General features: G+C 53.1%; 16 protein-coding genes. 6 read left to right on the plus strand and 10 right to left on the minus strand.

The annotated features are described in order from the left end of the window. Nucleotides 1–106: 106 nt before the first annotated feature. Nucleotides 107–625, minus strand: coding sequence for a GNAT family N-acetyltransferase (locus tag J3P34_RS02890; RefSeq protein WP_210486346.1), 519 nt, complete (start codon nucleotides 623–625; stop codon nucleotides 107–109). Nucleotides 626–1,171: 546 nt separating this feature from the next. Here J3P34_RS02890 and J3P34_RS02895 point away from each other — a divergent pair. Then, nucleotides 1,172–2,326: a zinc-dependent alcohol dehydrogenase gene (locus J3P34_RS02895; protein WP_210486347.1), complete on the plus strand. Its 1,155-nt coding sequence runs from the start codon at nucleotides 1,172–1,174 to the stop codon at nucleotides 2,324–2,326. A gap of 12 nt (nucleotides 2,327–2,338) precedes the next feature. Continuing rightward, nucleotides 2,339–2,848, plus strand: coding sequence for a hypothetical protein (locus J3P34_RS02900; RefSeq protein ID WP_210466299.1), 510 nt, complete (start codon nucleotides 2,339–2,341; stop codon nucleotides 2,846–2,848). Between the two features lie 130 nt (nucleotides 2,849–2,978). Here J3P34_RS02900 and J3P34_RS02905 read toward each other — a convergent pair whose 3' ends face one another. Both J3P34_RS02905 and J3P34_RS02910 read right to left on the minus strand, forming a co-directional pair. Next, the gene (locus tag J3P34_RS02905) at nucleotides 2,979–3,641 is read right to left on the minus strand and encodes an SH3 domain-containing protein (protein WP_210486348.1); all 663 of its coding nucleotides are present in this window, start codon (nucleotides 3,639–3,641) and stop codon (nucleotides 2,979–2,981) included. Between the two features lie 168 nt (nucleotides 3,642–3,809). Continuing rightward, on the minus strand, nucleotides 3,810–4,664 hold the full coding sequence (locus tag J3P34_RS02910; protein ID WP_210486349.1) for a GNAT family N-acetyltransferase: 855 nt from the start codon (nucleotides 4,662–4,664) through the stop codon (nucleotides 3,810–3,812). A gap of 547 nt (nucleotides 4,665–5,211) precedes the next feature. On the opposite strand from J3P34_RS02910, the gene J3P34_RS02915 reads away from it, so the two are divergent. The 3 genes from J3P34_RS02915 to J3P34_RS02925 all read left to right on the plus strand — a co-directional run bounded on the left by J3P34_RS02915 (nucleotide 5,212) and on the right by J3P34_RS02925 (nucleotide 8,632). Further along, a complete protein-coding gene (locus tag J3P34_RS02915) occupies nucleotides 5,212–6,858 on the plus strand; it encodes a PSP1 domain-containing protein (protein WP_345890329.1) in 1,647 nt (548 codons plus the stop codon). Then, a complete protein-coding gene (locus tag J3P34_RS02920) occupies nucleotides 6,858–7,340 on the plus strand; it encodes a gliding motility lipoprotein GldH (RefSeq protein WP_210486350.1) in 483 nt (160 codons plus the stop codon). Before J3P34_RS02915 ends, J3P34_RS02920 begins: the two co-directional genes overlap by 1 nt. Nucleotides 7,341–7,567: 227 nt before the next feature. Then, nucleotides 7,568–8,632, plus strand: coding sequence for an endonuclease/exonuclease/phosphatase family protein (locus J3P34_RS02925; protein WP_246853510.1), 1,065 nt, complete (start codon nucleotides 7,568–7,570; stop codon nucleotides 8,630–8,632). Nucleotides 8,633–8,952: 320 nt separating this feature from the next. On the opposite strand, the gene J3P34_RS22205 is transcribed toward J3P34_RS02925, so the two are convergent. Together J3P34_RS22205 and J3P34_RS02930 are read right to left on the minus strand one after the other, a co-directional pair. Continuing rightward, the gene (locus tag J3P34_RS22205) at nucleotides 8,953–9,087 is read right to left on the minus strand and encodes a hypothetical protein (RefSeq protein ID WP_282597065.1); all 135 of its coding nucleotides are present in this window, start codon (nucleotides 9,085–9,087) and stop codon (nucleotides 8,953–8,955) included. A 216-nt stretch (nucleotides 9,088–9,303) separates the two neighbouring features. After that, nucleotides 9,304–9,837: a hypothetical protein gene (locus J3P34_RS02930; protein WP_210486352.1), complete on the minus strand. Its 534-nt coding sequence runs from the start codon at nucleotides 9,835–9,837 to the stop codon at nucleotides 9,304–9,306. Here J3P34_RS02930 and J3P34_RS02935 point away from each other — a divergent pair. Continuing rightward, a complete protein-coding gene (locus J3P34_RS02935; protein ID WP_210486353.1) occupies nucleotides 9,824–11,422 on the plus strand; it encodes a hypothetical protein in 1,599 nt (532 codons plus the stop codon). The two genes, J3P34_RS02930 and J3P34_RS02935, sit on opposite strands and share 14 nt — an antisense overlap. Before the next feature lie 445 nt (nucleotides 11,423–11,867). On the opposite strand, the gene J3P34_RS02940 is transcribed toward J3P34_RS02935, so the two are convergent. From J3P34_RS02940 to J3P34_RS02960, 5 genes are all read right to left on the minus strand, one after another. Continuing rightward, a complete protein-coding gene (locus J3P34_RS02940; RefSeq protein ID WP_210486354.1) occupies nucleotides 11,868–12,737 on the minus strand; it encodes an SDR family oxidoreductase in 870 nt (289 codons plus the stop codon). Nucleotides 12,738–12,889: 152 nt separating this feature from the next. After that, nucleotides 12,890–13,819: a hypothetical protein gene (locus J3P34_RS02945; RefSeq protein WP_210486355.1), complete on the minus strand. Its 930-nt coding sequence runs from the start codon at nucleotides 13,817–13,819 to the stop codon at nucleotides 12,890–12,892. Further along, entirely contained in the window at nucleotides 13,809–17,804 is a 3,996-nt protein-coding gene (locus tag J3P34_RS02950; protein ID WP_210486356.1) for an AAA domain-containing protein, read from the minus strand. The genes J3P34_RS02945 and J3P34_RS02950 overlap by 11 nt, the downstream gene beginning before the upstream one ends. Before the next feature lie 563 nt (nucleotides 17,805–18,367). Beyond that, nucleotides 18,368–21,406, minus strand: a complete 3,039-nt coding sequence (locus tag J3P34_RS02955) for a sensor histidine kinase (RefSeq protein WP_210486357.1) — start codon at nucleotides 21,404–21,406, stop codon at nucleotides 18,368–18,370. Nucleotides 21,407–21,738: 332 nt separating this feature from the next. Continuing rightward, entirely contained in the window at nucleotides 21,739–22,692 is a 954-nt protein-coding gene (locus J3P34_RS02960) for a ComEA family DNA-binding protein (protein ID WP_246853512.1), read from the minus strand. Between the last annotated feature and the right edge of the window lie 218 nt (nucleotides 22,693–22,910).

The raw sequence follows: 22,910 nt of genomic DNA on the forward strand, positions 1-22,910 counted from the left end.
GTTTTCAGGAAAATAAGCCCGAAATAGAATCATCTTTCATCAGTTGGCCAAGTCACCAATGCAGACTTAGCCAACTGATTTTTATTTTATGGGCAGTGGAAAGCTACTATTCCCCGACTGTTGTTTCAGCAGAAACCTCTTCTGTCAGGTCTTTCAACATCCAGATGTTGCAGGCAAAATGGCCGGAATTACCTATTGCGTGGGGCAACGGTTTGAAGCCGGCTTTGTTGTACATGCTCACGGCTTTGGCTAGCTCGGGAAAAGACTCCAGATACAGTTGTTTATAGCCCAGTTCCCGGGCCAGCTCCATGTTTCTCTCCAGCAGTTGCAGGCCAATTCCTCTGCCGCGGGTCTCAGCAGAAAGGTAGAATTTCACCAACTCTGCACAGCCTTCCGGCAGGCCATCGGTGGGGAAAACACCGCAGCCGCCAATGATTTCTCCCTTCTCCACGGCCACCAGGTAAACGCTGCCGGGCGTAAGGAAAAGATGGAACAGGTCATTGGTGGTGGGGTCTGTGTAGACGGTGCCCGGCTTATCTATTTTGAATTCCCTGAACACCTTTCTGATGAGTTCCGCCAGCGGCAGGTTGTCTTTTTCTTCTATGGCTCTTATGGTAATACTCATGTTGCTGGGTTGCTCAAGTTCAGGTAAAACAGGTAGACAGTTCTTGTCTGGCCGCAAAAGTATGGAAGGAAAACTGAACTGCTGAAATTAGCCATCTAAAAGATGCTTTTGGGAAAGGCACTTCGGTCGCAGTTTCAAGCGTATTTTCCTAAAATTAGGGCCAAAATAACTCTGGGCTTGATGCAAGCCCCCTCTCCTTTCAGAATAATTTTTTTCTGTTACTCCCTCTTTTTTCGGCTGTTTTTGTAGCTGTTGCCCTTGAAAGTCTGCTTTTCAAAACCGGATTTTTTAGGAAATACCCAGGTTTTTAGCCCAATAAGCACCCATAAGCCTCAAGTAAGTTGGTGGGTTTAGGTCACTTCCGTAGAAACACCGTATAAATACGTATTTACTCCTGAACAAAGCACATACTGAAACTTTCGGGTCCTCAGGAAGTAAAAAATACCTGTGTTATGAAATCTTATGTGGGATTGGTGCAAACCGCCCTGCCTGGAAACACGGCACAACTACAAAATATGTCTCACTTTAACCCCAAGGAGAATTCTTATGCTAGCCATGAATTACCGGGGACCTTTACGGGTCCGGATAGATCAAAAACCAATGCCTGAAATCCTGCACCCCCAGGATGCAATTGTTAGGGTAACCAGGTCGTGTATTTGCGGATCAGATTTGCACTTATACAACGGTTCAGTGCCGGACACCCGCGTGGGCATGACCTTCGGGCATGAATTCACTGGTATAGTAGAAGAAGTTGGTTCTGAGGTAACCAAAGTGAAGGTAGGCGACCATGTGCTGGTGCCGTTTAACATTGCCTGTGGCCAATGTGTTTTCTGTAAGCAGGAATTGTACGGTAACTGCCACGAATCCAATCCACAAGCAACGGCCGTGGGCGGTATCTTCGGGTACTCACATACGGCGGGTGGCTATAACGGGGGACAGGCCGAGTATGTGCGTGTGCCTTACGCCAATGTGGGCCCTACCGTGATCCCTGAGGGGATGGACCCGGATGATGCCGTTCTCCTGACCGATGTGGTGCCAACAGGCTACCAGGCCGCCGAGATGGGCGGTATCCAGCCCGGCGATACTGTGGTAGTGTTTGGTGCCGGCCCTGTGGGGATTATGGCTGCCAAATGCTCTTGGTTATTCGGGGCAGGGCGCGTGATCATTATTGACGAGGTGGAGTACCGCCTGGAGTTTGCCAAAAACTACGCGCAGTGCGAAGCCTACAATTTCAGGGAGTTTGGTGACCCAGCCGTGTTCATCAAAAAACAAACCGATTGGCTGGGCGCCGATGTCTGCATTGACGCCGTAGGTGCCGAGGCTACCGGTAACGCCCTACAAACCATCACTGGCCGCAAGTTGCTCATCCAGGCAGGTTCTGCCACCGCGCTGCACTGGGCCATCAACTGCGTGAAAAAAGGCGGGATTGTCTCTATTGTTGGGGTGTACGGCCCTACCGATAACCTGGTACCCATTGGGAACGTGCTGAACAAAGGCATTACCATCCGGGCCAATCAGGCATCGGTGAAGCGCCTGCTGCCCAGATTGATTGAGCACGTGCAGAACGGCGTTCTTAACCCCAAAGGACTTATCACGCACCGCATACCATTAGAGGAGGTTTCTGATGCGTACCGCATGTTCTCTGAGAAACTGGATAACTGCATCAAACCTGTTCTTATTCCACCATCAGCAAGAATTTAAAGGAAATTGACTATGGAAACCACACCAAATAAATATGCCCATATCATTGGCTGGGGAATAGACGCAGACCCCAAGAATGACCCCACGTATCCTATGAGAAACCGCGCCGGCGAGGAGGAAAAGGGTTACACCTGGACCCGACCCACGCAGCAGCCGGTGAACATTGAAGTACACCACTCCATAGAACGCCCCAATGTGACAGCAGTCTTCGGGACGGCGGTTCCGCCCAGCGGTCTCAGCGGTATGATCCGTCGGCTGGCTTTCAAGAAAAGCGAGAACGACTACGGCCACTGGCTTCCGCTCATTCTGGCCGACCGCGTAAATGTGGTGGAAGGAATCATTGAGGACATCAAGAACGGAAAGTTCCCCAATATCCCTGCAGAGAAAGGCATGAAGGCAGAATGGCAGCACAACCGCGGCGGCCTCCTTCGCCAACTGGCGGTAACTGCCATCATTGGCTACGGAATAGTCGCTTATTTCAGGGCCAAAAAGAGAAGAGAGCAAGAGGATTATGACTATTAATCCCTCTGCTTGACTTCAGAAACAGAAAACCCCGGCAGATTCTAAAGATCTGCCGGGGTTTTCTGTTTTTTCGCTATTGCATGGTTTTCCTCTGGTTTGAAGAAAACGAGCTAAAAACTGGTACAAGCTTTTATGTACAACTTGAGAAACTAAAAACGGTATTACCCTTCTCCTTTTTAATTTTGATGTCATCGGCGGCATCGGCGCCCACCATCATGCGCTCAATAAACCAGTACGCCTCGTTGTAAGAAATGCTGAACGTATATTCGTAACTTCCACAGCCATCACCCCAAGTAGAATGAAAGACCAATCCCCGGGGGTACGTTTTTTCCTCTATTTCAAAATCTATTTCCCCACCTTGCGCCGTTAAACTCTTTTTAGACGTCTTCAGGGTTGGCTTCCCGAACAAAGAAACCAGCCAAGCGTCTTCTTCATAGCTACCCAAGGCCAATCCTTTGTATTTGGAGAGCATTCCGTCAAACACATACCCCATTGCCTGACCAGTGCTCACTTTTACCCAATGCCCCTGGAGGTTCAGTTTTCCGCCCGCAAAATCAGTTACCGGTATTTGGAGTGACTTCCTGGGTGATGCGTCTTCTGCAATGGTGACCTGGGTGTTATAGTCCAGTTTGGCCAGAACAGCAGATTGGGAATCAGGTGATTTTCTCAGATTCAAACCTTTGGTAGGGGCTACAAACAGTTTGTCCCCTGCTTTGTACTTCTCCGCTCCTTTTGATTGGTGAGGCAGGAAATTGAGGCAAAAAACAAACAGAAAGAGGGATAGAAATCGCATAAATTTGATTTGTATAAGGGGTTTTAGAATATATAATAGAATTAAAATACTGAGTAGAAAGACCTTTTGCGGATACGGTTAAAATATTGAGGTTCTTATTTCATTTCTAATCCGATAATGATACTTATTTCCGACCTATTTTCCCAAAAACACTTCTAAAACACCGCCTTACAAAGGCCACAGCATCTCGTACTGGCCCAGTAGTTCTGCCATTTTCCGTTTCTTGAAAAACCGCAGCAGGCGCTCACCTTTGGCATCCACGTTTATGACGCTGACTACGGGCGATGGCGTGAGGGAGACCAGTTGTTGTAACAGGGCCTGCCCAATGCCCTTCTCGCGCCAGGCGGGGGCTACTGCTAGTTGGGCGATGGCTCCGGTGAGCGGATAGATGATGCCATAGCATACGCAGCTGCCCTGGGCGTGCGCCTCCACTATCTGCACATCGGAGATGGTGCGGTCAATGGCGGCGGTATGCAGGTGCCAGCTGGGCTCCACCTCCCAAAACGATTGGTACAGCGGCCAATCCGGCACATAAACCTTCTGGAAGGTGACATCTGTGGGCGAGTGACCGTGCCAGGCAAGATCTGCTTTATTGTGCCTGAAAACGTGAAAAGACCGGGTCACCTCAAAGCCTAGCCCCTGGTAAATCCCCAGCGCGCGCTTGTTCTCCTGTATCACCTCCAACAGGCACTGCTCTACTCCGTGCTCTTTCAGGTAAGGCAGGCAGAACTCATACATCTTGGGGGTGAGGCCTTGTCCGCGCGCTTTGGTGACCACCCCGGTACCGCTGTTGTACGCCGTCTTTTTGCCCTCCCATTCGCCCAGGTTCTGGAAGATAAAACCCACCGGTTCCTTCTGGTCCAACGCTAGCGGAGATAGAGATAGGTTGGTACCATCGCGCCGCAGTTTCAGGGACATCACCTCCGGGGTAAGCGACAGGGGCATAATGTAGTTAGAGAAAGCCGAATTGAAGAGGGAGGTCAACTGGTCAACCGTCTGGTTCTGGGCAAAAGCAAAGGTCATAGAAACTGTTGATTGGAGATCAAAGCCCAAATAACGGAAACAGAAACCATGATCAAAACCCGGTCTTTTCCAGCATGAAAGAAAGACCTTTAAGAAAATCCTTCACCTGGCAAATTCCCCAGTATAGCCTGTTATCGGCTTCCATTATCCAGGTAAACCAGGGAGTTTCCTGCGCTGATTTTGGTCCGGTACCTGGGTCAAATATGTTCTGGAGGATAAGAAAGGAACGGGCAGCCACTTCTTTTTTGTTCAGGGGTTTTGAGGTTATAAGGCTGTTTTAGGCAAAACAGCCCCAAAATCCCCTGTTGATAACTTAACGAATCGTGCCAAGCTATTCGGATTTAGTTATTATATTTGTTAATTAGGCTCTCAGTATTTGCCGTAGAAAAGCGTAGAATTGCCTTTTACCCCCATTTACCTCCCCATTAATTCACTTACATTCAGGAGGATAAATCTTACTTTTTCCGGGGTTAGGCACCTTGCTTTTGGGGCTGCGTGAGTAATTATTTTTGAAAACAAGAATTATCTATATAAAGGAAATTGACCTGTGGGATGTAGTTCATGTTCTAGTGGCGGCTGCGGCTCCAAAACCACTTCCCTTGCCGATGGCACCGAGGTAGTTGCGGGTTGCAAAAGCAACGGCGGTTGCAGCACGGGAGGCTGTAACCGGTTAAATGTATTTGACTGGCTCTCAGACATGGAGATTCCCGTGTCTTTTAAAGAGTTTGATATAGTAGAAATCCGCTTCAAAGGCGGACGTAAAGAGTTTTTCAGAAACGTAAACCGGCTGCCGCTCATTACCGGCGATGCCGTGGTGGTAGACGTACCCAACGGTCACCACATTGGCCACGTGTCTCTCAAAGGCGAACTGGTTCGCCTGCAGATGAACAAGAAGAAGGTTCAGAACAACGACGAGATCCGGAGCATCTACCGCGTGGCCACCGAGAAAGACATGGAGAAGTTTAACCTCGCCCGCGAGCAGGAACCCACCACCATGTACCGCGCCCGCGCCATTGTGCAGGAACTGAAGCTTAAAATGAAGCTCTCAGACGTAGAGTACCAGGCCGATAAAACCAAGGCCACCTTCTTCTACTCCGCCGATGACCGCGTGGATTTCAGGGAACTGATCAAGAAACTGGCCGAGGAGTTCAAGGTACGCATTGAGATGCGCCAGATAAGCCTGCGCCATGAGGCCGGCCGTCTGGGTGGAATCGGGTCCTGCGGCCGCGAGCTGTGCTGCTCCACCTGGCTCACCGATTTCCGGAGCGTGTCCACCACCGCGGCGCGTTACCAGAACCTGTCTCTGAACCCCAGCAAACTGTCTGGTCAGTGCGGGCGCCTCAAGTGTTGCCTTAACTATGAGCTGGAAACCTACATGGATGCCCTCAAAGACATCCCTAACGTGAACCGTCCGCTCCAGACCAAAGCCGGCGATGCTTTCCTGCAGAAGACCGACATTTTCCGGCGCATCATGTGGTTCGGATACCGTGGCGACAGCAACTGGTTTCCGGTAACCGTGGAGCGCGTGCAGGAGGTATTGAAGATGAACGCCGCCGGCGAAATGCCTGAGAACCTGGCCGAGGAAGTGAAAAAGCAGCTGCCCGAAGTGGTAGACTTCGTGGAAGCCCTGGAAGGCAACCTTGACCGCCTGGACGAGCAATATAAAACCAAGAAGAAGCGCAAGAAAAAGAAAAAAGACGGAGGCAACGCCGCCACTGCTACTGAAGTGTTGGCCCAAGCCACTCCTACCCCGGAGGTACGCAGAGACCGTCCATCGGGCCGCGTGGTGCAGGGTGAACCCAAGCCCCGCCAGGAACGCGGTGAGCGCCCTGCCGGCGGAGAAGGCAGACCACCAAGACCAGAGCGCGAGCAGCAGGCCAAAGGTCAGCAGCAGCAAGGCAAACCCCGCCAGGAGCGTGAGCGTGATCCTAACCGGCAGCCTAAAGAAGGCGGCAATCGGGAAGGCGGAAACCGGCCACCGCGCCAGGAGCGGCCCCAGGGGCAGCGTCCGCCGCAGAATAGGCCTCAGCCGGTAACCCAGGGAACTGCGCCCGCTACGGTAGGCGCCCCAGAAAGGCCAGAAGGTGGCCCAAGGGCAGAAGGGGAACAACGCTCCAGACGCAACCGCAACCGTAATCACCGGAACCGCAAACCGGGCAACCCAGAAGGCGGCACTCCAAAAGCAGAAGGATGATGATAAAAAGTTTTCGTGTAATAGTGTCACTGCTGAGCCTGGGCCTGTTCCTGGCCAGCTGTGACGCCAACCGCGTGTTTGAAGAAAACCAGGATATTGAGAACAACCAATGGCCAGTGGCCCTGGCCCCCAAGTTTGAGTTTGAGATCACAGACACCACGCAGCAGTACAACGTGTTCCTCAATGTGCGCAATGCCATCCAGTACCCGTTTTACAACCTGTACTTGCGGCATTACCTCATAGGGCCAGACGGCAAACAGATCAACTCCATGCTGCATGAGATGTACCTCATGGACCCCAAAACCGGTGAGCCCAAAGGCAATGGCACCGGAGACATCTTTGACCATCGGTTCAGAGCCCTCAAGAACGTGCGTTTCTCCAAATCGGGAAAATACCAGATCAAACTAAATCAGTACATGCGCCAGGATCCTTTGCCAGGCATTATGTCTGTGGGCGTGCGGGTAGAGCAAGCAGCCCCTTAATTAACATAAAATATAAATTTTTGAGCGTCGTTTCTGGCCTGATTTTCGCAAATCATGCTGGAAACGACTTTTTTTTGGCGGCTACTTTCCCCAGCGCCGGGGCTGTATTTTTACTGAGGCAACCCTGCTTCCAGAAATGAGTATGTGAACGAACCGAATCACTGCTAACTATGAAAATTACCCTTGAGCTGCTTGGCTGTATTGCCATTTTGGCCTCTCTACTAACTATGGTAAAGAGTACTTATTGGTGGATCAGAATCCTGGATTTCCCCAGGGTTCAGGTAGCTATTTTATGTACGGTCATCCTGGGGCTGTACGGCTGGCTATACGGGTATGAGTTGCTTACCCAGAAGATATTTGCGGGGCTGCTGGTTCTGGCCATTGTGAATGAATTGGTGCACGTGTACAAGTTCACCCCGTTTGTGCGGGTACAGGCCCTCAGATCCAAGATAAAGGCCCCTAAAAATTCCTTCGGGGTCATGATTTCCAACGTGCGGATGTCCAACACTCGGTATGACCGCTTTTTGAAGGTAGTGCGCGAGAACGACCCAGACCTGCTGCTCATCAACGAGCCTAATCACCGCTGGGCCAATGCCATCTCTGAACTGGACCAACGCTACCCTTATTGCATTAAAGAGCCCCTGGAGAATACCTACGGCATGATGTTCTACAGCAAGTTCAAACTCACGCATACCGAGGTTAGGTACCTGGTGGAGGAAGGTATTCCCTCTTTCTACATGTTAGTGGAATTACCCTCCGGGCTGAAGTTTGATCTGTTCACCGTGCATCCGCAGCCGCCCCACCTGAACAAAGACACAGACACCCGCGAGGCCGAGTTGCTCACCGTAGCCAAAATGGCGAAAGACTCTCCTTATGCCAGCATTGTCATTGGTGACCTGAACGATGTGGCCTGGTCTTACACCACCAACCTATTCCGGAAAATAAGCGGACTCTTGGATCCTCGCATCGGGCGCGGATTCTTCAACACCTACAATGCGTTTGTGCCGTTCTTCCGGTACTCCCTGGACCACATTTTCTATGATCCTGCTTTCCGGTTGATCAGGATAAAACGCCTTCCTTTCTTCGGGTCAGACCACTTCCCCATGTTCATCAGGCTGAATTATGAACCATTAGAGGCAGATGAGCACGAGGTGCCCGAGCCTAACGAGGAAGAGCAGGAAGACGCGGAGGAACTCCTCAATAAACTGGATGTAGATGTACCTACCAACATCAGCACGAACATCAACACCAACACGGTTACCGCGCAGGGCAACAACACGGGGCAAACATAAAAGTCCTTTGCAGAAATTGGTTGTACGTTAGCAGTCTTTGCGCCCGGTCTCTGCTCATTTTGAGGGCATTCTCCTCTTCCCTTATCCAGCCTTTCTGCCAGATTGGTTACTCTCTGCCAGCGGCGCTTTCCTGATTAAGACAGAAAGCGCCGCTGGCATTTCTGTTTCTTTTGTGCATTACTTGAAGCCCTCTGCCACCAAATCTGCAAGCCATATTACCTTTCTCTTCCGATAGAAAAAAGAGGCCTTCCACGAACGAATCGTTTCCGTTAAAGAACGGTTTCATGACAGTTTTCTACTCATGTTTCTACAGCCTCACATTAGGCGTTGAGCCTGGTTGCGGCAATAATTGTTTTGGGTTCGGTTTTAACAAGATAGGCCTGAAACAGATAGCTCCATTTTTGCGGCTTTTCTAAAAACCCGGCATCTAAAACATTCGGCAAAATCATTTTCATAATTTAAGCTTCATTTTAAGCAAAGTTTTTAAGGCTATTCTCCTACAAATTCTTTCTTGATTAAAAAATCGCAATGAATGAGTTAACCATGCAAACACCCGTTCGTATAGTATAAACACTTGCCATAGAATCTGGTATAATTTCAGGGTCTCCGGCAAGGGTATTCAAAACACCATTCACAAACTAAAAACAAGGAGATTTAACCATGAAAGACAATCAAAAAGAGCAGCAAAACGATAACCAGAGCTCCTCTTCTACCGGGTCATCCGGTGGGATGGGCACCAATGCTTCTTCCTCCTCTTCATCAGGTACCGTGGGCCAAAGCTCAACTTCAGGTTCCTCTCCTGGATCTCTAGGTTCTTCCGGCTCACAAGGAACTTCTGGTTTACAAGGTAGCACTGGCTCACCAACCGGCGCTTCTAGTGGAACTGCCTCTGGTGGAACTTCTACTGGCACCGGCACATCAGACAGCTCCAGCTCTCCTACCGCCACTAGTGGTTCTTCCACTACTTCTAAAAAAGGATCTTCTTCTACTACCAATAGCGCTTCGGGAAGCAAAACCTCCGGAAGCAAAACATCCACTTCGGCATCAACTTCTTCTGCTACGCCAAAAGCAGGCGGCAGATCAGGCTCCTCCACTTCTGCCAAAGCGTCTGGAGATAAATCAAGCTCCGGCAGATCATCTAAGTCAGGCGCATCTTCCGGCTCAGATAGTGCTTCAGGATCTTCTGCTTCTATGGGCAGCGGCATGGGCTACGGTGGCTCACAAGGCGGCGACTACGGCAACCAGGGCAGCTCTTCTATGAGCGGCATCAGCGGTGGCGGTAACTTCAACGGCGAGCAAGGTGGTTACGGATCACAAGGCAACCAGGGTGGCTATGGCTCACAAGGCAGCCAGGGCGGATACGGTTCACAGGGAGGCAACAGCGGCAGCTTTGGCGGCGGCAGCTCCTGGAACAACCATGACGACCAGCACAACCGTTACGGCGGACAAGGCGGCGGCAACTACGGAAACCAGGGCGGCTCTAACTATGGTCAGGGCGGTTACGGATCACAGGGCAACCAGGGTGGTTCTAACTACGGCCAGGGCGGCTACGGCGGATCTATGGGCCACTCCGGCGGACAAGGCTTTGGCGGTGGTTCCGGCATGGGCAGCAATCCATACGGAATGAGCTCACAAGGCGGATACGCCGGTAATTCTTCTCGTTCAGAGTCTGACCGCGGCGGCTATTCAAACTACGGCGGCTCCGGCTATTATGGAAACCAGATGGGCTACGGCACTGAGAGCGGCTACGGCATGCACGGTGGCGGAGGCCAGGGCAGCGGCCACGGCGGATACAGCCAGGGTTACAGCAACCAGCAAGGCGGCTCTTACGGCTCTATGGGCTCCCGTGGCGGATCTTACAGCGAAGAGTACGGCTCACGCGGCGGATCTTCCCGCGGTGGCTATGACGGAAACTCAGACTTTGACGGCGGCTACAGCCAAGGCGGAACCAGATACAGCACCCAAAACCAGGGTGGCCAAGGCAGCTCTAACTACGGTTCACATGACATGGGCTCCAGAGGCGGCTACGGCGGATCTATGGGTTCAGACATGGGATCACGCGGTGGCTACGGCTCTTCACAGGGGGGCAACCAGGATTGGCAAGGCAGCGGCGGCTCACGCGGCCAGAACCGCGGTGGCGATAGCAGCGGCTACGGCTCTATGAGCGGCGGCAGCGGCCAGGGCGGTTACAGCACCTATAACTCACAAGGTGGCGATTTCGGCTCCCGTTCTTCACAAGGCGGAAGCGGAAGCCATGGCTCTTCACAAGGTGGCTACGGCTCAATGGGCGGTGGCAACTACGGCAGCTCTAACTACGGTTCCAGCCAGGGATCACAAGGTGGTAACTACGGTGGCTACGGCGGCGGAAGCTTTGGTGGCACCAACTACGGAAACATGGGTAATGACATGGGCTCCCGTGGTGGTTACGGCTCTTCAGGAACCGGATCAAGACAAGGCGGCTATGACCAGGACCGCGGACACGGCGGTGCTTCTACCGGCGGTGGCTACGGCGACCAAAGCCGTGACTACGGCATGGGCGGATACGGCCAGGGCGGTAGCAGCTACGGCGGCTCCAGCGGATACGGTTCTTCCTCTTCCGGCAGCATGGGCTCACGCGGCGGCTACGGCGGCACCCAGGGCGGACAATCCAGCTTTGGGGGCGGTGGTTCCGGCTACGAGAACCGTAACCAGTATCGTCCGGACCAGGATCATGATGACCGTCGCTCCAGCGGTGACAGAGATCGCCAGGACCGTTCATCACGCGGCGGTTCTTCCAGAGATGACCGTTAACAGAATTATCAGATAATTTCATCTATAGAAAAGCCCCGCTGATTTCCAGCGGGGCTTTTTGCTTGCTGCAAAACCTCCCTCTTTACCTGGTTTAAGTTTTCAACTTGGACCCAATATGAGCTGAAGTTTGCAACTCCATTGAGGCTGAAGGCCTCAAAGCGCCCCCGTTTGAAAAACCACAACCTATTGGAAATAACACAGCAACAGCAATACAAGCAACTACCTGTTCTACGGAGGCATGTACATGGGCAACCACAAGGGATTGTCCCTACATGATAAGATAACGCGGAGACAAGGTGGTGCCTGGTCACTACATGATCGGCAGCGCCAGTTAAGTCAAATCCTTAATCAGCTCTCCTCTAAAACCGAAGCGCCCGTTTACAGCTGTTTCCTGAAAAACTGCTGTAAAACGGGCGCTTCTTCTTAGGGCGTTTGCCGCTTGTATTTAGAAACAATCGCGGTAAACCTGCACGAATTCTTCAAAGGTGTAGGGCTTCCGCCCGATGATTTCCTGCACATCGCTGGTGACCCCTGAGGCGTAGCCGGCCCGGGTAATGGCGTTCAGTTCCAGCAGACTTTCAACCATCCAATCGGGCAAACCTTGCTGTTGCATGGCGGTGCGGGCGGCTTCTTCGGGTAAGTCAACGTATTGAATGGTGCGGCCTAATACCCTTGAGAAAATATCGGCGACCTCCTTCCCGCTGAGGGCCTGCGGACCGGTGAGGGTGTACGCCTTGCCGTTATGTTCATCGGGGTTCAGCAGGATTTCCGCGGCCACATCGCCAATGTCCCGCACATCAATGTGGGAGACCCGTCCGTCGCCGGCTGGCTGGTAAAAGGTGTTGCTTTCCTTGATGGTGTGCGCGTATATGTTGACGAAGTTCTGCATGAAAGACCCTGGCCGCAGCATGGTGTAATTCATGCCCGTTCCTTTGAGATATTCCTCGGCCTGGCGGTGCCAGCGGCCCAGCTGGATACCCGGCTCAGACTCTGCCCCGCTCGCTGAAAGCCGGATCACGTGCTTCACACCGGCGGCCTGGGCGGCATCAATCAGCTTCTGGGCCATTTCCACCTGGTTTTGGGCAAAAGGTGTAATAAGGAGCGCAGTAGTGACGCCGGTAAAGGCCACCGCCAGGCTCTCGGGTCGGTCAAAGTTGATTTCCACCAGGTCTACGCCCGGCAGGCGTTTCAGGCTGTCTCCTTTGATCAATGAGTGTACCCCAGCCCGAACATCAGCCCCTGCCGCTGAAAGTGCCCTGACGGTGGCAGAACCTACGGTACCGGTAGCGCCGGTTACTAAGATGATATGAGCCATATGGATGCGGTTGATTGTGTGGTTAGAAGATCTGGTACTTCTTACGGTAGAAGCTCAGGCCCGGTAACAGGCCCATGGGTTTTCAGGCCGATTTGCAGAAAGCGACCCAAAACGACAGCCCATTACTTTTCCTGAAAAACGAGCCTGAAAAGCTACTTTCTAAGGCTGAGCATGAACAGACGGCCGGCCTCGTTGGAGATCATCATGTCAGAATCATTCACGAAAACCAGCCCCTCGGCCTGACCAACTTTGCCCAGCGGAATCTGCTCTTTCTTGCCCTTGAACACGCCTTCAGGGCTACTCTCTTCAAAGAGGTACACCCAGCCTTCACCCAGCAGCGCAATGTGGCGACCATCCGGCGATACGTCTGCGGCGGTGATTTTGGTGCTGATCTGGATGCTGTCCAGCGGTGCTACGGTCTGCGATGCACCGGGTTGGTTGGCTACTTTGTAAAGCTTCACCCAGTCGCCTTTGCCGCGGTTTTTGGTGAAGAGGTAAAAAGCATTGTTGTGCATCAGAAAGCCTTCCACGTCAAAATTCTGGTTCGCTTTTGAAGGCGGAAATTCGGTCTGGTCTGCGTACTTGAACGGAATGGAGGCCACCACCTTCTTGGCTTTCTCGTCTACTTTCAGGATCTGCAGGTCCTTTCGGGTGTTCTCGTTGTTGCCCATGTCCCCGATGTACAGAAAACCATCATCGCCACGGGTCACGTCTTCCCAATCATTGTTTTTGGCGCCCTGCACCGCCATGGTCTCCAACAGTTCGCCGGACTGGTTCACCTTATAAAGCACCGCTTCATTGCCTGCGTCCGGGTGGGTCCAGAAGTTGCCGTCGCCGGATGCCTCCAGCCCCGAGCTCTCGGGCACGGTTTTCTTGCCCATCTTGCTCACCTCCAGCAGGTCATAGTTGTTGTTGACGGCAAAGCCCTCAGAGGCGGGATTTTTGTCTTTCTTTTTCTCTTTCTTCTCTTTTTTGGCAGAGGAGTCCAGGTTGGCGTCCTCATTTTTCGCCGATCCGGTGTCACAGGCCACGGCCACCAGCAGGCACAGGCCCACGCCGATTTCCAGCAATTTATCTTTCATAGTCTTGGTACAGTTCGGTTAGTTTTTGCCAGACCTTCTCGGGCTGGTTCCAGAACTGACGACTGTACACGGCGCCGTATTTCCAGCCCCGGGCCTTGAGGCGCAGCGGCACATCGGCGTGCGATGCTTTTGCTGAAGGCCGGCGGTAGTACAAATCGTCATCGGTAAGTACTACGGCCTGGTACTGGTTGCCGTTGCGGAAAGTAAGATCTGCGAAGGGAAGTTCCAGTGACAACTGCGTTTCTGGCCCGTTTTTCCCAAATGCCTGCAAAAGCTGCGGATACAAAAGCAGCGCCGATGGAATGTTGGCCGGCGGCGCCGGTTGCGGCGTGAACCCGTTCTCGCTCACCTCGCGGGCGAAGGCCAGGTACTCGCGCAGCAGCCTTGGGCCAGGATGTTTTACGTTCTCCGTCGGGAATTGCTCTGGCCAGAGGCTGGTCACCACGTACACCCGCTTGATGGCGCGCGTGATGGCCACGTTGAGCCGGTTCTCGCCTTTGGCCGCGTTCAGGCTCCCGAACATGGCGCGCACCGTGCCGGTGGCATCCGGCGCGTACCCGATGGAGAAGATGATGTACTGCCGCTCATCACCCTGGATATTCTCAATATTCTTGATAATGAGTTCCTCAGGCAGTTTGATGTTTTTGGCCAGAGCTTCTTCCTCCAGAAGATCCTGCACCAACTGCTGCTGCGGAAAGTTGAACGTGATGACCCCGATGTTGGTCTCGCCTTTGGCCATGAATTCAAACACCAGGTCGCGCACGCGCTCCGCCTCTACCCTATTGGTTTGATTTTCCCAGACGCCGTCAACCTTCAGGTACTGCAGCGCGGGCTCTGACGTGTTCATGGCCTCCAGTTTAGGAATTAGCTGCAGCTTGTGGCGGTAGAAATTCTGGTTGGAGAACTGGATGAGCTCTGGGTACTGGCTGCGGTAATGCTCAGAAAGCAAGGTCTGCGGCAAGTGCAGCGCGCTCAGTTGCAAGAGTGATTCTACCAACAGTTCTTCGGTCTCTTCTTCATCCGTCCCGAAGCGCACGCGGTACAGATCCGAGGGTCCCAACTGCTGCTCATCGCCGGCAATCACCGCTTGTTTTGCCCTGATCATGGCCGGAATGCCCACCTCCGCGAAACACTGCGAAGCCTCGTCAAAGATGACCAAATCAAAGATGCGCTCCAGCGGAAACAACGCCGATACCGTCTCGGGCGAGGCCAGCCAGCAAGGCAGCAGCTGCCTAATCTCCTGCCCAAACTCGGCGTTCAGTTTGCGGAGCGGGAACAGCATGCGTTTCTTGCTTACCTGGGTGAGCAGACGACGGTACGTCACGGGGTTGCCCAGCCGGTTGTACTCCATGTTTTGGTAGGTCTGCTCGCGCAGGTTAAGCAGGATGATCTGGCGGCTCAAATCGGCTTTCTGTTTGATTTTGTCCTGCAGTTCAGCTTCCAGACGTTCCAGCTCGCCGGTGCTCACGATGGTCAGCACCGGATGCTGGCCTTCCAGATGCTGCACCCAGGCCAGCAACACGCTGTTCTCCAACGCCTGCAACTGGGCCTCCACACTTTCTGGGATCGCGGAACGGAGTTCATCTAGCCAAGACCGGAGCTCCGGCGAAAGCGTTTGCACCAATTCATCAAAGCTGACCATGCGCTCAAAATCCTCGGCTAGGCTCTGGCTCATGCGCTGGGTAGCGGCGGCATCCGTAGCGATGGTTTCAATCTGGGAGGTAGTCAGCCACTTTCCCCATTCGCGCTGCTCTTCCTGCAGTTGGATTAGTTTTGGCAGCGTTTTGGTAAAAACGGCCATAAAACGATCCGCCGGTAATGGCAGCAGGGCATCGGGCAGAACGTCATAGGCGGCCAGCCGCTGAATTACCTTGCGCTGTTCCCAGGCCTCTTGCAAAGCGACTAATTCCTGCTTTGCTTCTGGCGCGAAGAAATCCGCGGGAAGTTCCAGCGTGGGTTCCAGGGTCTGTAGGTTCTGCCATTGCGTCTGCAGCGCAGTCCACTGTTGGAGGGCGGTGCGCAGGTGCTCTACGGCGGTGTCTGCGTTCGTCAGGTTTTTGCCTTCGGCGAAGGCGGCGAGTTTCTTTTTATCTGAGGAGAAAGCCCACTGGATTTTGCCCAGGAACCCGCTGTGCGCCTGGTCATACGCCGCCAGAAGTTGGGTTACCTGCTGAACCTCTGCGTGGGTGAGTTTGGTCTGGACGGCGGCGGTGTCTTTTTGGAGTTGGGTGAGCTGCGCCTCGCGCTGGCGGTAGTCTTTGGTTTGGGCCAGATTTCCAAAAAACAGCCTCAAAACGGCTTTGTCGCGCAGGGCTTCCTGCACCGCCAGTAGTGCGGGCAATTCCTGCATGAGCGCCTGGAGCCCGTCCCAAACATCGGCCTGAGTAGGCAATAATTCCTGTACCTGTCCTGCTAACGCTTGCACTTCGGCTGGAATCTGGGAAAGAAGTTGCGTGAGTTTCTGGCGCTCGGCCCAAGTATGGAGATGGAAAGAGCGGCGGTCGTTCCACGGGAAATCGGAGCTTTGCAGCAACACGGCGTCTTGGAGGTAATGCAGCAGGCGCGGCCGCCGCTCCTGCCAGGAAGAAGCCGTGAAGTTCAGGTAAATGCCCTGGGCGGGCAGATGCGGCGCACGCGGATTACTGCGCAGATACAGTTCTTTCGGGGACCATCCGCAGGCGCTGGTATCAAACAGGGCTTCCTTGAGGTCGTTCAGCCGATCCGAGATCTGGTTGATGCGGCGGCTGGTTTCCAGGAACTGCCGCTCGGCCTGGATGTTGCCCAGGGCCACGTTCTGCCGCTGGTACTCCTCTACCTGCTCAATCTGGTACCTGATCTTGGAGAACACCGCCGGGCGGTCCAGATTGAGGTCATGCACCAGCGCCGAGAACTGGTCCAGGCCCGTGGTAGACAGGCGTTGGTACACCACATCCAGGGCGGCGCGTTTCTGGCAGACCACCAGCACGCTTTTACCGCGGGCCAAATAATCAGAGACCAGGTTGCAGATGAGCTGTGACTTACCTGTGCCCGGAGGTCCCTGCACCACCACGCTTTGGCCGGCTTTCACCTGGCGCAACGCTGCTTCCTGCGAGGAATCGGCGTCAAAGGCGGTGAAGAGTTGCTGTTCCAGTTGGGCGTGCGTAGCGTTCACCTCGGTTTGGGGCAAAAGCAATTCCTCTAAAGACTCAGCAGGCGGATTCTCCAGCAGGTCATCGTAGTCGGCTAATTGGTAAGAACCGGCCTGGGGAAAAATGCCCAGCACAGCCTCGGGTTGGAGCTTGAGTTGGCCCGGTTTCCAGGTTTTCTCCAGGTCTTCGCGTTTGTAGGCTTTGAAGGGTTGCAGTCCATCTTTTAGGAGTTCCTGGTTGAAGTTGATCTCCAGGTTGCTCGCCTTCAGGAGCTCGTAAAGTTTGGTTTTGAACTGCAGGTCATCGGAGGGAAATTCATCGAAATCCTCCTCCATGAGCGCTTCATCAGGTACTACATTCAGGTAATGGGCGTAGGCCAGCAAGAAGCTTTTGTTGAAGAAAGCAGGCGCATCCTCGGGCCGGGTCAGTTGCCACTGTCGTTTCTCGTTCACGCGCAGCTCCACCGGAAAAAAAATCAAAGGGCAGCGCACCAAAGTCCCATCGGGGAAAGCGCCTTCCACGAAGGGCCAACCCACAAACAGTTCCTTCGCGCCGCGCTCTTCCCAGATCATGTGGGCCCTCCGCTGAATGGTTTTCAGGCTTTTGGTAAGCGGCGCCAAAGTAGCATCGCGGGCATCGGCTACTTCGCACAGCGTGATGTTCTGCCTTCCGGCCAGGAGGTCTTTTACGTAGTCGTATGCCGGGCTTTTATGGGCAAAATCCAGCGCCTGAACGTCCAGGTGCAGGCTAGCCGAGGGTTTGAGCAAGACCAACGAACGGTTAGAACCGCTCAGGTTCAGGAGCCGGCGCTGGTATTGTTTAAGCAAGTGCGGAAGGGACGTGGCGGGGTTGGTCATCTGGTAATTAAAGGAACTGAGATCAATATAAGCGAATGCCCGGGGCAATCTGTAAGAAGATAAACTGCTTTGGATGGGAAACGGTTACTTCTCTTTCTTTGGTACACCTGTACGTGCCCGCACCCGCCACGGTAAATTAAAGAATGTAGGTTGCATTACAAATCTGGCTGGATTGGTGGTTCTTCTTTGCAGATGCTGAATTCAGGAATGGTTTACAAATGCTGAAGTAGGGGCAATCCCTTGTGGTTACCCTATTCGGTGCAGAGCGTAGGTTCGGTTGTTAGTGATAACACCAACAACGTCGGCAAATTGATTTTAGGGAATGCCATTGATCAGCACGAGTAAATCATCCCCCTACCCCTTCAAAGGAGGACATCTGAATAGCGTTTCTATGTCTTGGATGGCCTTCGCCGTTGTTGGTGTTATCACCAACAACCTGTATTGCGGTGGCCGGCGCAAAGGCAACCACAAGGGATTGCCCCTACAGACTGAATACCTAAAAACCCGTTTAGCAGCCGTTTTATGAAAATCCGCCGCTAAACGGGTTTGTGTAAAATAGTCGTTTACACCGCCCCAACCGCCGGGTTTGACAAGGGGAAAGAGATGCTGATGGTGGTGCCTTGGCCCGGGGCCGAGTCTATTTCAATGGTACCGTTGAGCAGCTTTACCCGGTCATGGATGGCTTTGAGGCCCATGCCTTTGTGGCCCACTTGGTTTGGCACAAAGCCCTGGCCGTTGTCTTCGGCCTCTAGCACCAAGGCGCCCCGTTGCTCACGTAGCAGAAGCCCGCCCTGAGTAGCGTTGGCGTGTTTCACAATGTTGTTGGCCAGTTCCTGGGCAATGCGGTAAATGGCCAGCTCCATGTGTTTCTCCAGGGGCGTATGCAGGTTGAAGACCCAGCATTTCAGCTTTAGCTGCTTGCTGCTTAAGGTAGAACAGATGTCTTTGATGGCCGCCTGCAGCCCCAGGTCAGACAAGGGGGTGGGAATCAGCTCATGCGACAGGGAGCGCGTTTGTTGGATGGCCTTTTCAAGAATGGCGTCTGCTTTGGCGGTTTTTTCCAGCAGGTGCTTGTTCTTCAAAATTTCCTCTTCCCCAATAACCTGGCTCAGGTTCAGTTTGGCTGCGTACAGGAGCTGCGCGATGCCATTGTGCAGGCCTTCGGCAATGCGGCGGCGTTCCTCGTCCTGTGTATTCAGGATAGCCACCAGTAAATCCTTTTGCTGGTTCAGCCTGATGGTGAGGTTCTCCTCTTCCAGCCGGTGCATCTCGGTGATGTCCCAGTTCACGCCTAGCACTTTGGAGGGGGTACCGTCTGCCCCTACCACCACGGTGCCTTTCACTTTCTGCCTTCTCAGTCCCTTGTAGGTGTTCAGGCGCAAGGTTTCCTCAAAGGGTTGCGGGTCTTGCCGGAGGGCGTTCAGGATGCGGTCGCCAATGGGTTTGTCTTCCTCTACCACGGCCTCCAGGAAATTCTGGGCCCAGGAGCCTTTGGTTCTGTCTACCTCCAGCAGCCGTCCCAACCCCTCTGACCAGGTGATGGTGCCCGAGGCGATGTCATACTCCCAACTACCCATGCCCGCCAGTTCCTCGGCCTGCTGCAGAATGTTGAGGTGCTTTCTGATCTGCTCTTCGGCTTGTTTTACAAAAGAGATATCATGGGCAATACTCAGCACGGTGTCTACAGTGCCATCTGGGCTAAATTCTGGCACCAGGCGCGCCAATAAGTTTATCCGGCCTTCCGGTGTATCTATATCACAATCATGGTCCTTAGCCTTTCCGGTTGAGAATACTTCTTCCAGACTCTGGTTGAACGGCAAAGCCACTTCCGGGGGAATACCCATCTCCTGGTTGGTTTTACCTAACCAGGAGCCTGTTTCGAAGCCCAGTTTATTTTCAAAATTATGATTGCAATACACCAACCGGGCGGTCCTTTCCCAGCGCGAGATAAGGCTGGGCATGTTCTCTACCAGCAGCCCGAATTGATCTTGTTGCTTTTTAATCTCCAAACGGGCCTTCACGCGGTCTGTAATATCAATATACAACACTATGAGGCCAGTAGGCGACGGAGTGATATTGTAGAAAAACCATTTATCTTCCTTCGGGCTGTGTACCCGCTTCAGGACCTGCTCACGGCTTTGGTTGGCTTCAAAAATCACCTCGGCCATTTCTGAGTTCTGGTGTTGGGGGAGCACCTCAAAGTAGTTTTTGCCCAGCACCTCTCCCTCTTTTTTAGACCAGGCCTCTAATGCCTTACGGTTGGCGTACTTGAACCGGAGTTGCTCATCCAGCTCAAAGCACACTTCATTGATGGTGTTCAGGATAAGATCGGTGCGGGTCTGGTCTGTGATGTCATAGATAGTACCCAGGTATTTGAGGGGCTTCCCATCCGTATCGCAGACAATGCGCCCTTTGCCTTTAATGTAGCGCATCTGCCCATTGGGCCAGTAAATACGCCGCACGTACTGGTAGGGCTCTTTGGTTTCCAGGGCCTGCGCCAGTTTTTCCCTGATCAAAGGGGCGTCTTCTGGGTGCGTAAAAGTGTCTACCCAGTCCAGCGAGGGCTGCACAGATTGCGGTTCATACCCCAGTATCCGGAACATCTCATCAGAGAACCTGAAAGTCATGGTGTCTATCTCAGCCTCGTAGCTGCCGGTATGGCCCACGGCCTCGGCCTGCCGGAGCAGGGCTTCATTGGCTTCCAGCTTTTCCTGGGCCAGTTTCTGCTCGGTGATGTCCTGCATGGTGCCGTGCACCCTCTGTTGGAGGTCCTCGGCACCTATCTGGATGGTGGTAGCCCGAGTGTGCACCACTCTGGTCTGCCCATCCGCCCGGATGATGCGGTAGGTAAGGTCAAAATTCTCTTTGGTTTGGTAAAACCGCTGCATGGCCTCCTCAAACCGGGCTTTGTCACTGGGGTGAATAAAAGAGGCGAACTTTTCAAAGGTGGCTGGCTCCTGCTGCGGCTCCAACCCGAAGATCCGGTACATTTCATCTGACCAGATTAAGTCTTCCTGTGGCAAATCGGCCTCAAAACTCCCGATGTGGCCCATTGCTTGGGCTTCTTTCAGACGGCGCTCCCCTTCCCTGGACTGTTGTTGTAAATCCTGGGCTAAGTTCAGGCCTTGCTGCAATGCCTGCCGCTCCAGGGCCAGCAGGTGCACTTCCTTCTGTTCTTTGACCAATGGGGTGACATCGGTTACTTTATGGATGATGCAGAGCACTTCCCCAGCCTCGTTGAGCACGGGTACGTTTATGGGTATCCAGTGCTTTTCTTCAAAACCATTCCCTTTGGGCACGTCATAGTGCTGCACGGGCATCTGGTGAGGTGTTTTGGTTTCAAGCACGGTCTGCAAGGAAGCATGCAGGTTTTTCACGGCCATGGCCTCTGGGGTAGCCGGGTTGTCTGGGAAGGCATCAAACAAATATTTCCCCAGAAGGTCTTCCTGCTTGCTTAAGGTAGCGCTGAGATAAGCCTGGGTCACGAACAGAATGCGCAGCTCCGGCGACAGGATCAGGTATGGGTCAGGAGCCGCCCGCAGGATCCGTTCCAGAACTGATTCCTCTAATTGGTGCTCTCCTATGATTTCTTCCTGTCTCATACTCCTGTGCTTCAGCGGCTCCGTTCTTTTCCCTAACCTCCCTGGTTCAGGAATACCGTTGGTCCTGGGTCTAAAAACCAGGCACGCCCGTTGCTCAAAGAGATTACGGTTGGTTTACTAAAATATTGGTATTCTTCTGATTTGTACGTGGAAAGTGCCGGATTAACCTCCAAAATCAGTGTTTATACTAGATATTTTACTTTACCACGTTTTAGGGCTGCTTTTTAGAAATGGCCGCGTAAACAGGCGGGGTAATCAAAAGGCTTACGGAAAGATATCCCGGCTTCTTCTCCTTACTAATTGGAATATCCTCCTTTCTGGCGCACCTGTTGCTATGGGGCACTCAGGTAAGCCTGCATCTTCTGGAACTTCTCCTCGTCCAGGAGCTTTATTTTGCGCAGTTCCGCCACGCTGGGGTACGGCCCGTGCTGGGTGCGGTAGTTGACAATGGCTTTGGCCAGAGCGTAGCCGATGTAAGGATGTTGCCGCAGCTCGTCAAAAGAGGCGGTGTTGAGGTTGATGCGCTTAGGCTCATAAGCCTTGGAGATGAAGCCGTACTTCCGTACACTGTCCACCACCTCGGGCGCCAGACCATACACCTCTGCCACCTGCTCCACCGAGTGAAAACCGCCTACCTTGTCCCTGAACTTCACAATGCGGGCCGACAGCTTGCTTCCGATGCCTCTGATTCGCATCAAATCAATGGTATCAGCGGTGTTCAAGTCAAAAGGCTGCAACTCCCAGCGCTTTCGGGGGTATTCTGTTTTGGGCCTGTTTTCCGGATAAGGGCCTGAAAAGGGTCGGTCTTTGGCATAGACCCGGGCGTAGCCTGGACTTTCATCCGGCAGGTTTATGTACGGATACCACATCTGGAAAAGCGAATCTGGCAGGCCGTAGATTTTCTGCAATTGGGCTTTACTTTTGAAGTCGCCGGCCTTGGCGCGGTAGTTGAGAATGCGCTGTGCGATGTACTTGTTCAGGCCCAGTTCCTGCCACTGCGCTACCGTGAGTTCATTGGGATTGAAGCGGTACAATTTGATGGGCTTGCGTTTGTACTTCTCCGCCCGTTCCGCATCGGCGGCCTCCTTCTGGTTGTCCAGTTGTACTACCAGGCTGTCCAGGATTTTCTGGTCGGCGGTGGGGTCATAGGGAACATCGTCCTGGAAAAAGAAAAATGGCGCCGCTATGAGCACCACCATGAGAAAGATGAGAATGAAAAACTGCGTCAGCTCCCGCTGGGAGAACGAGAAGTAATCCTTTATGGAGCGCAGCAGACGTTTCAGCATAGAGTCATTCTACGGCGGAACATTAAGAATGTTAAATATTTAGATTTACCTAAGGGGTTGTATTGGGTTATTGTTTATTTCCTGGTTCAAGTTTTCAACTTGGACCTATAATGGCCTGCAGTTTGCAACTGCAGTGAGGCGTTAGCCTCAGAGGCACCCTATGGGTCTTGACTTCCGGGGCTCTCTTTTTCAGCTTTTGCTTCCTAATTCCTTCCTTG

The organism is Rufibacter aurantiacus, from assembly GCF_017916345.1.
GTDB lineage: Bacteria > Bacteroidota > Bacteroidia > Cytophagales > Hymenobacteraceae > Nibribacter > Nibribacter roseolus.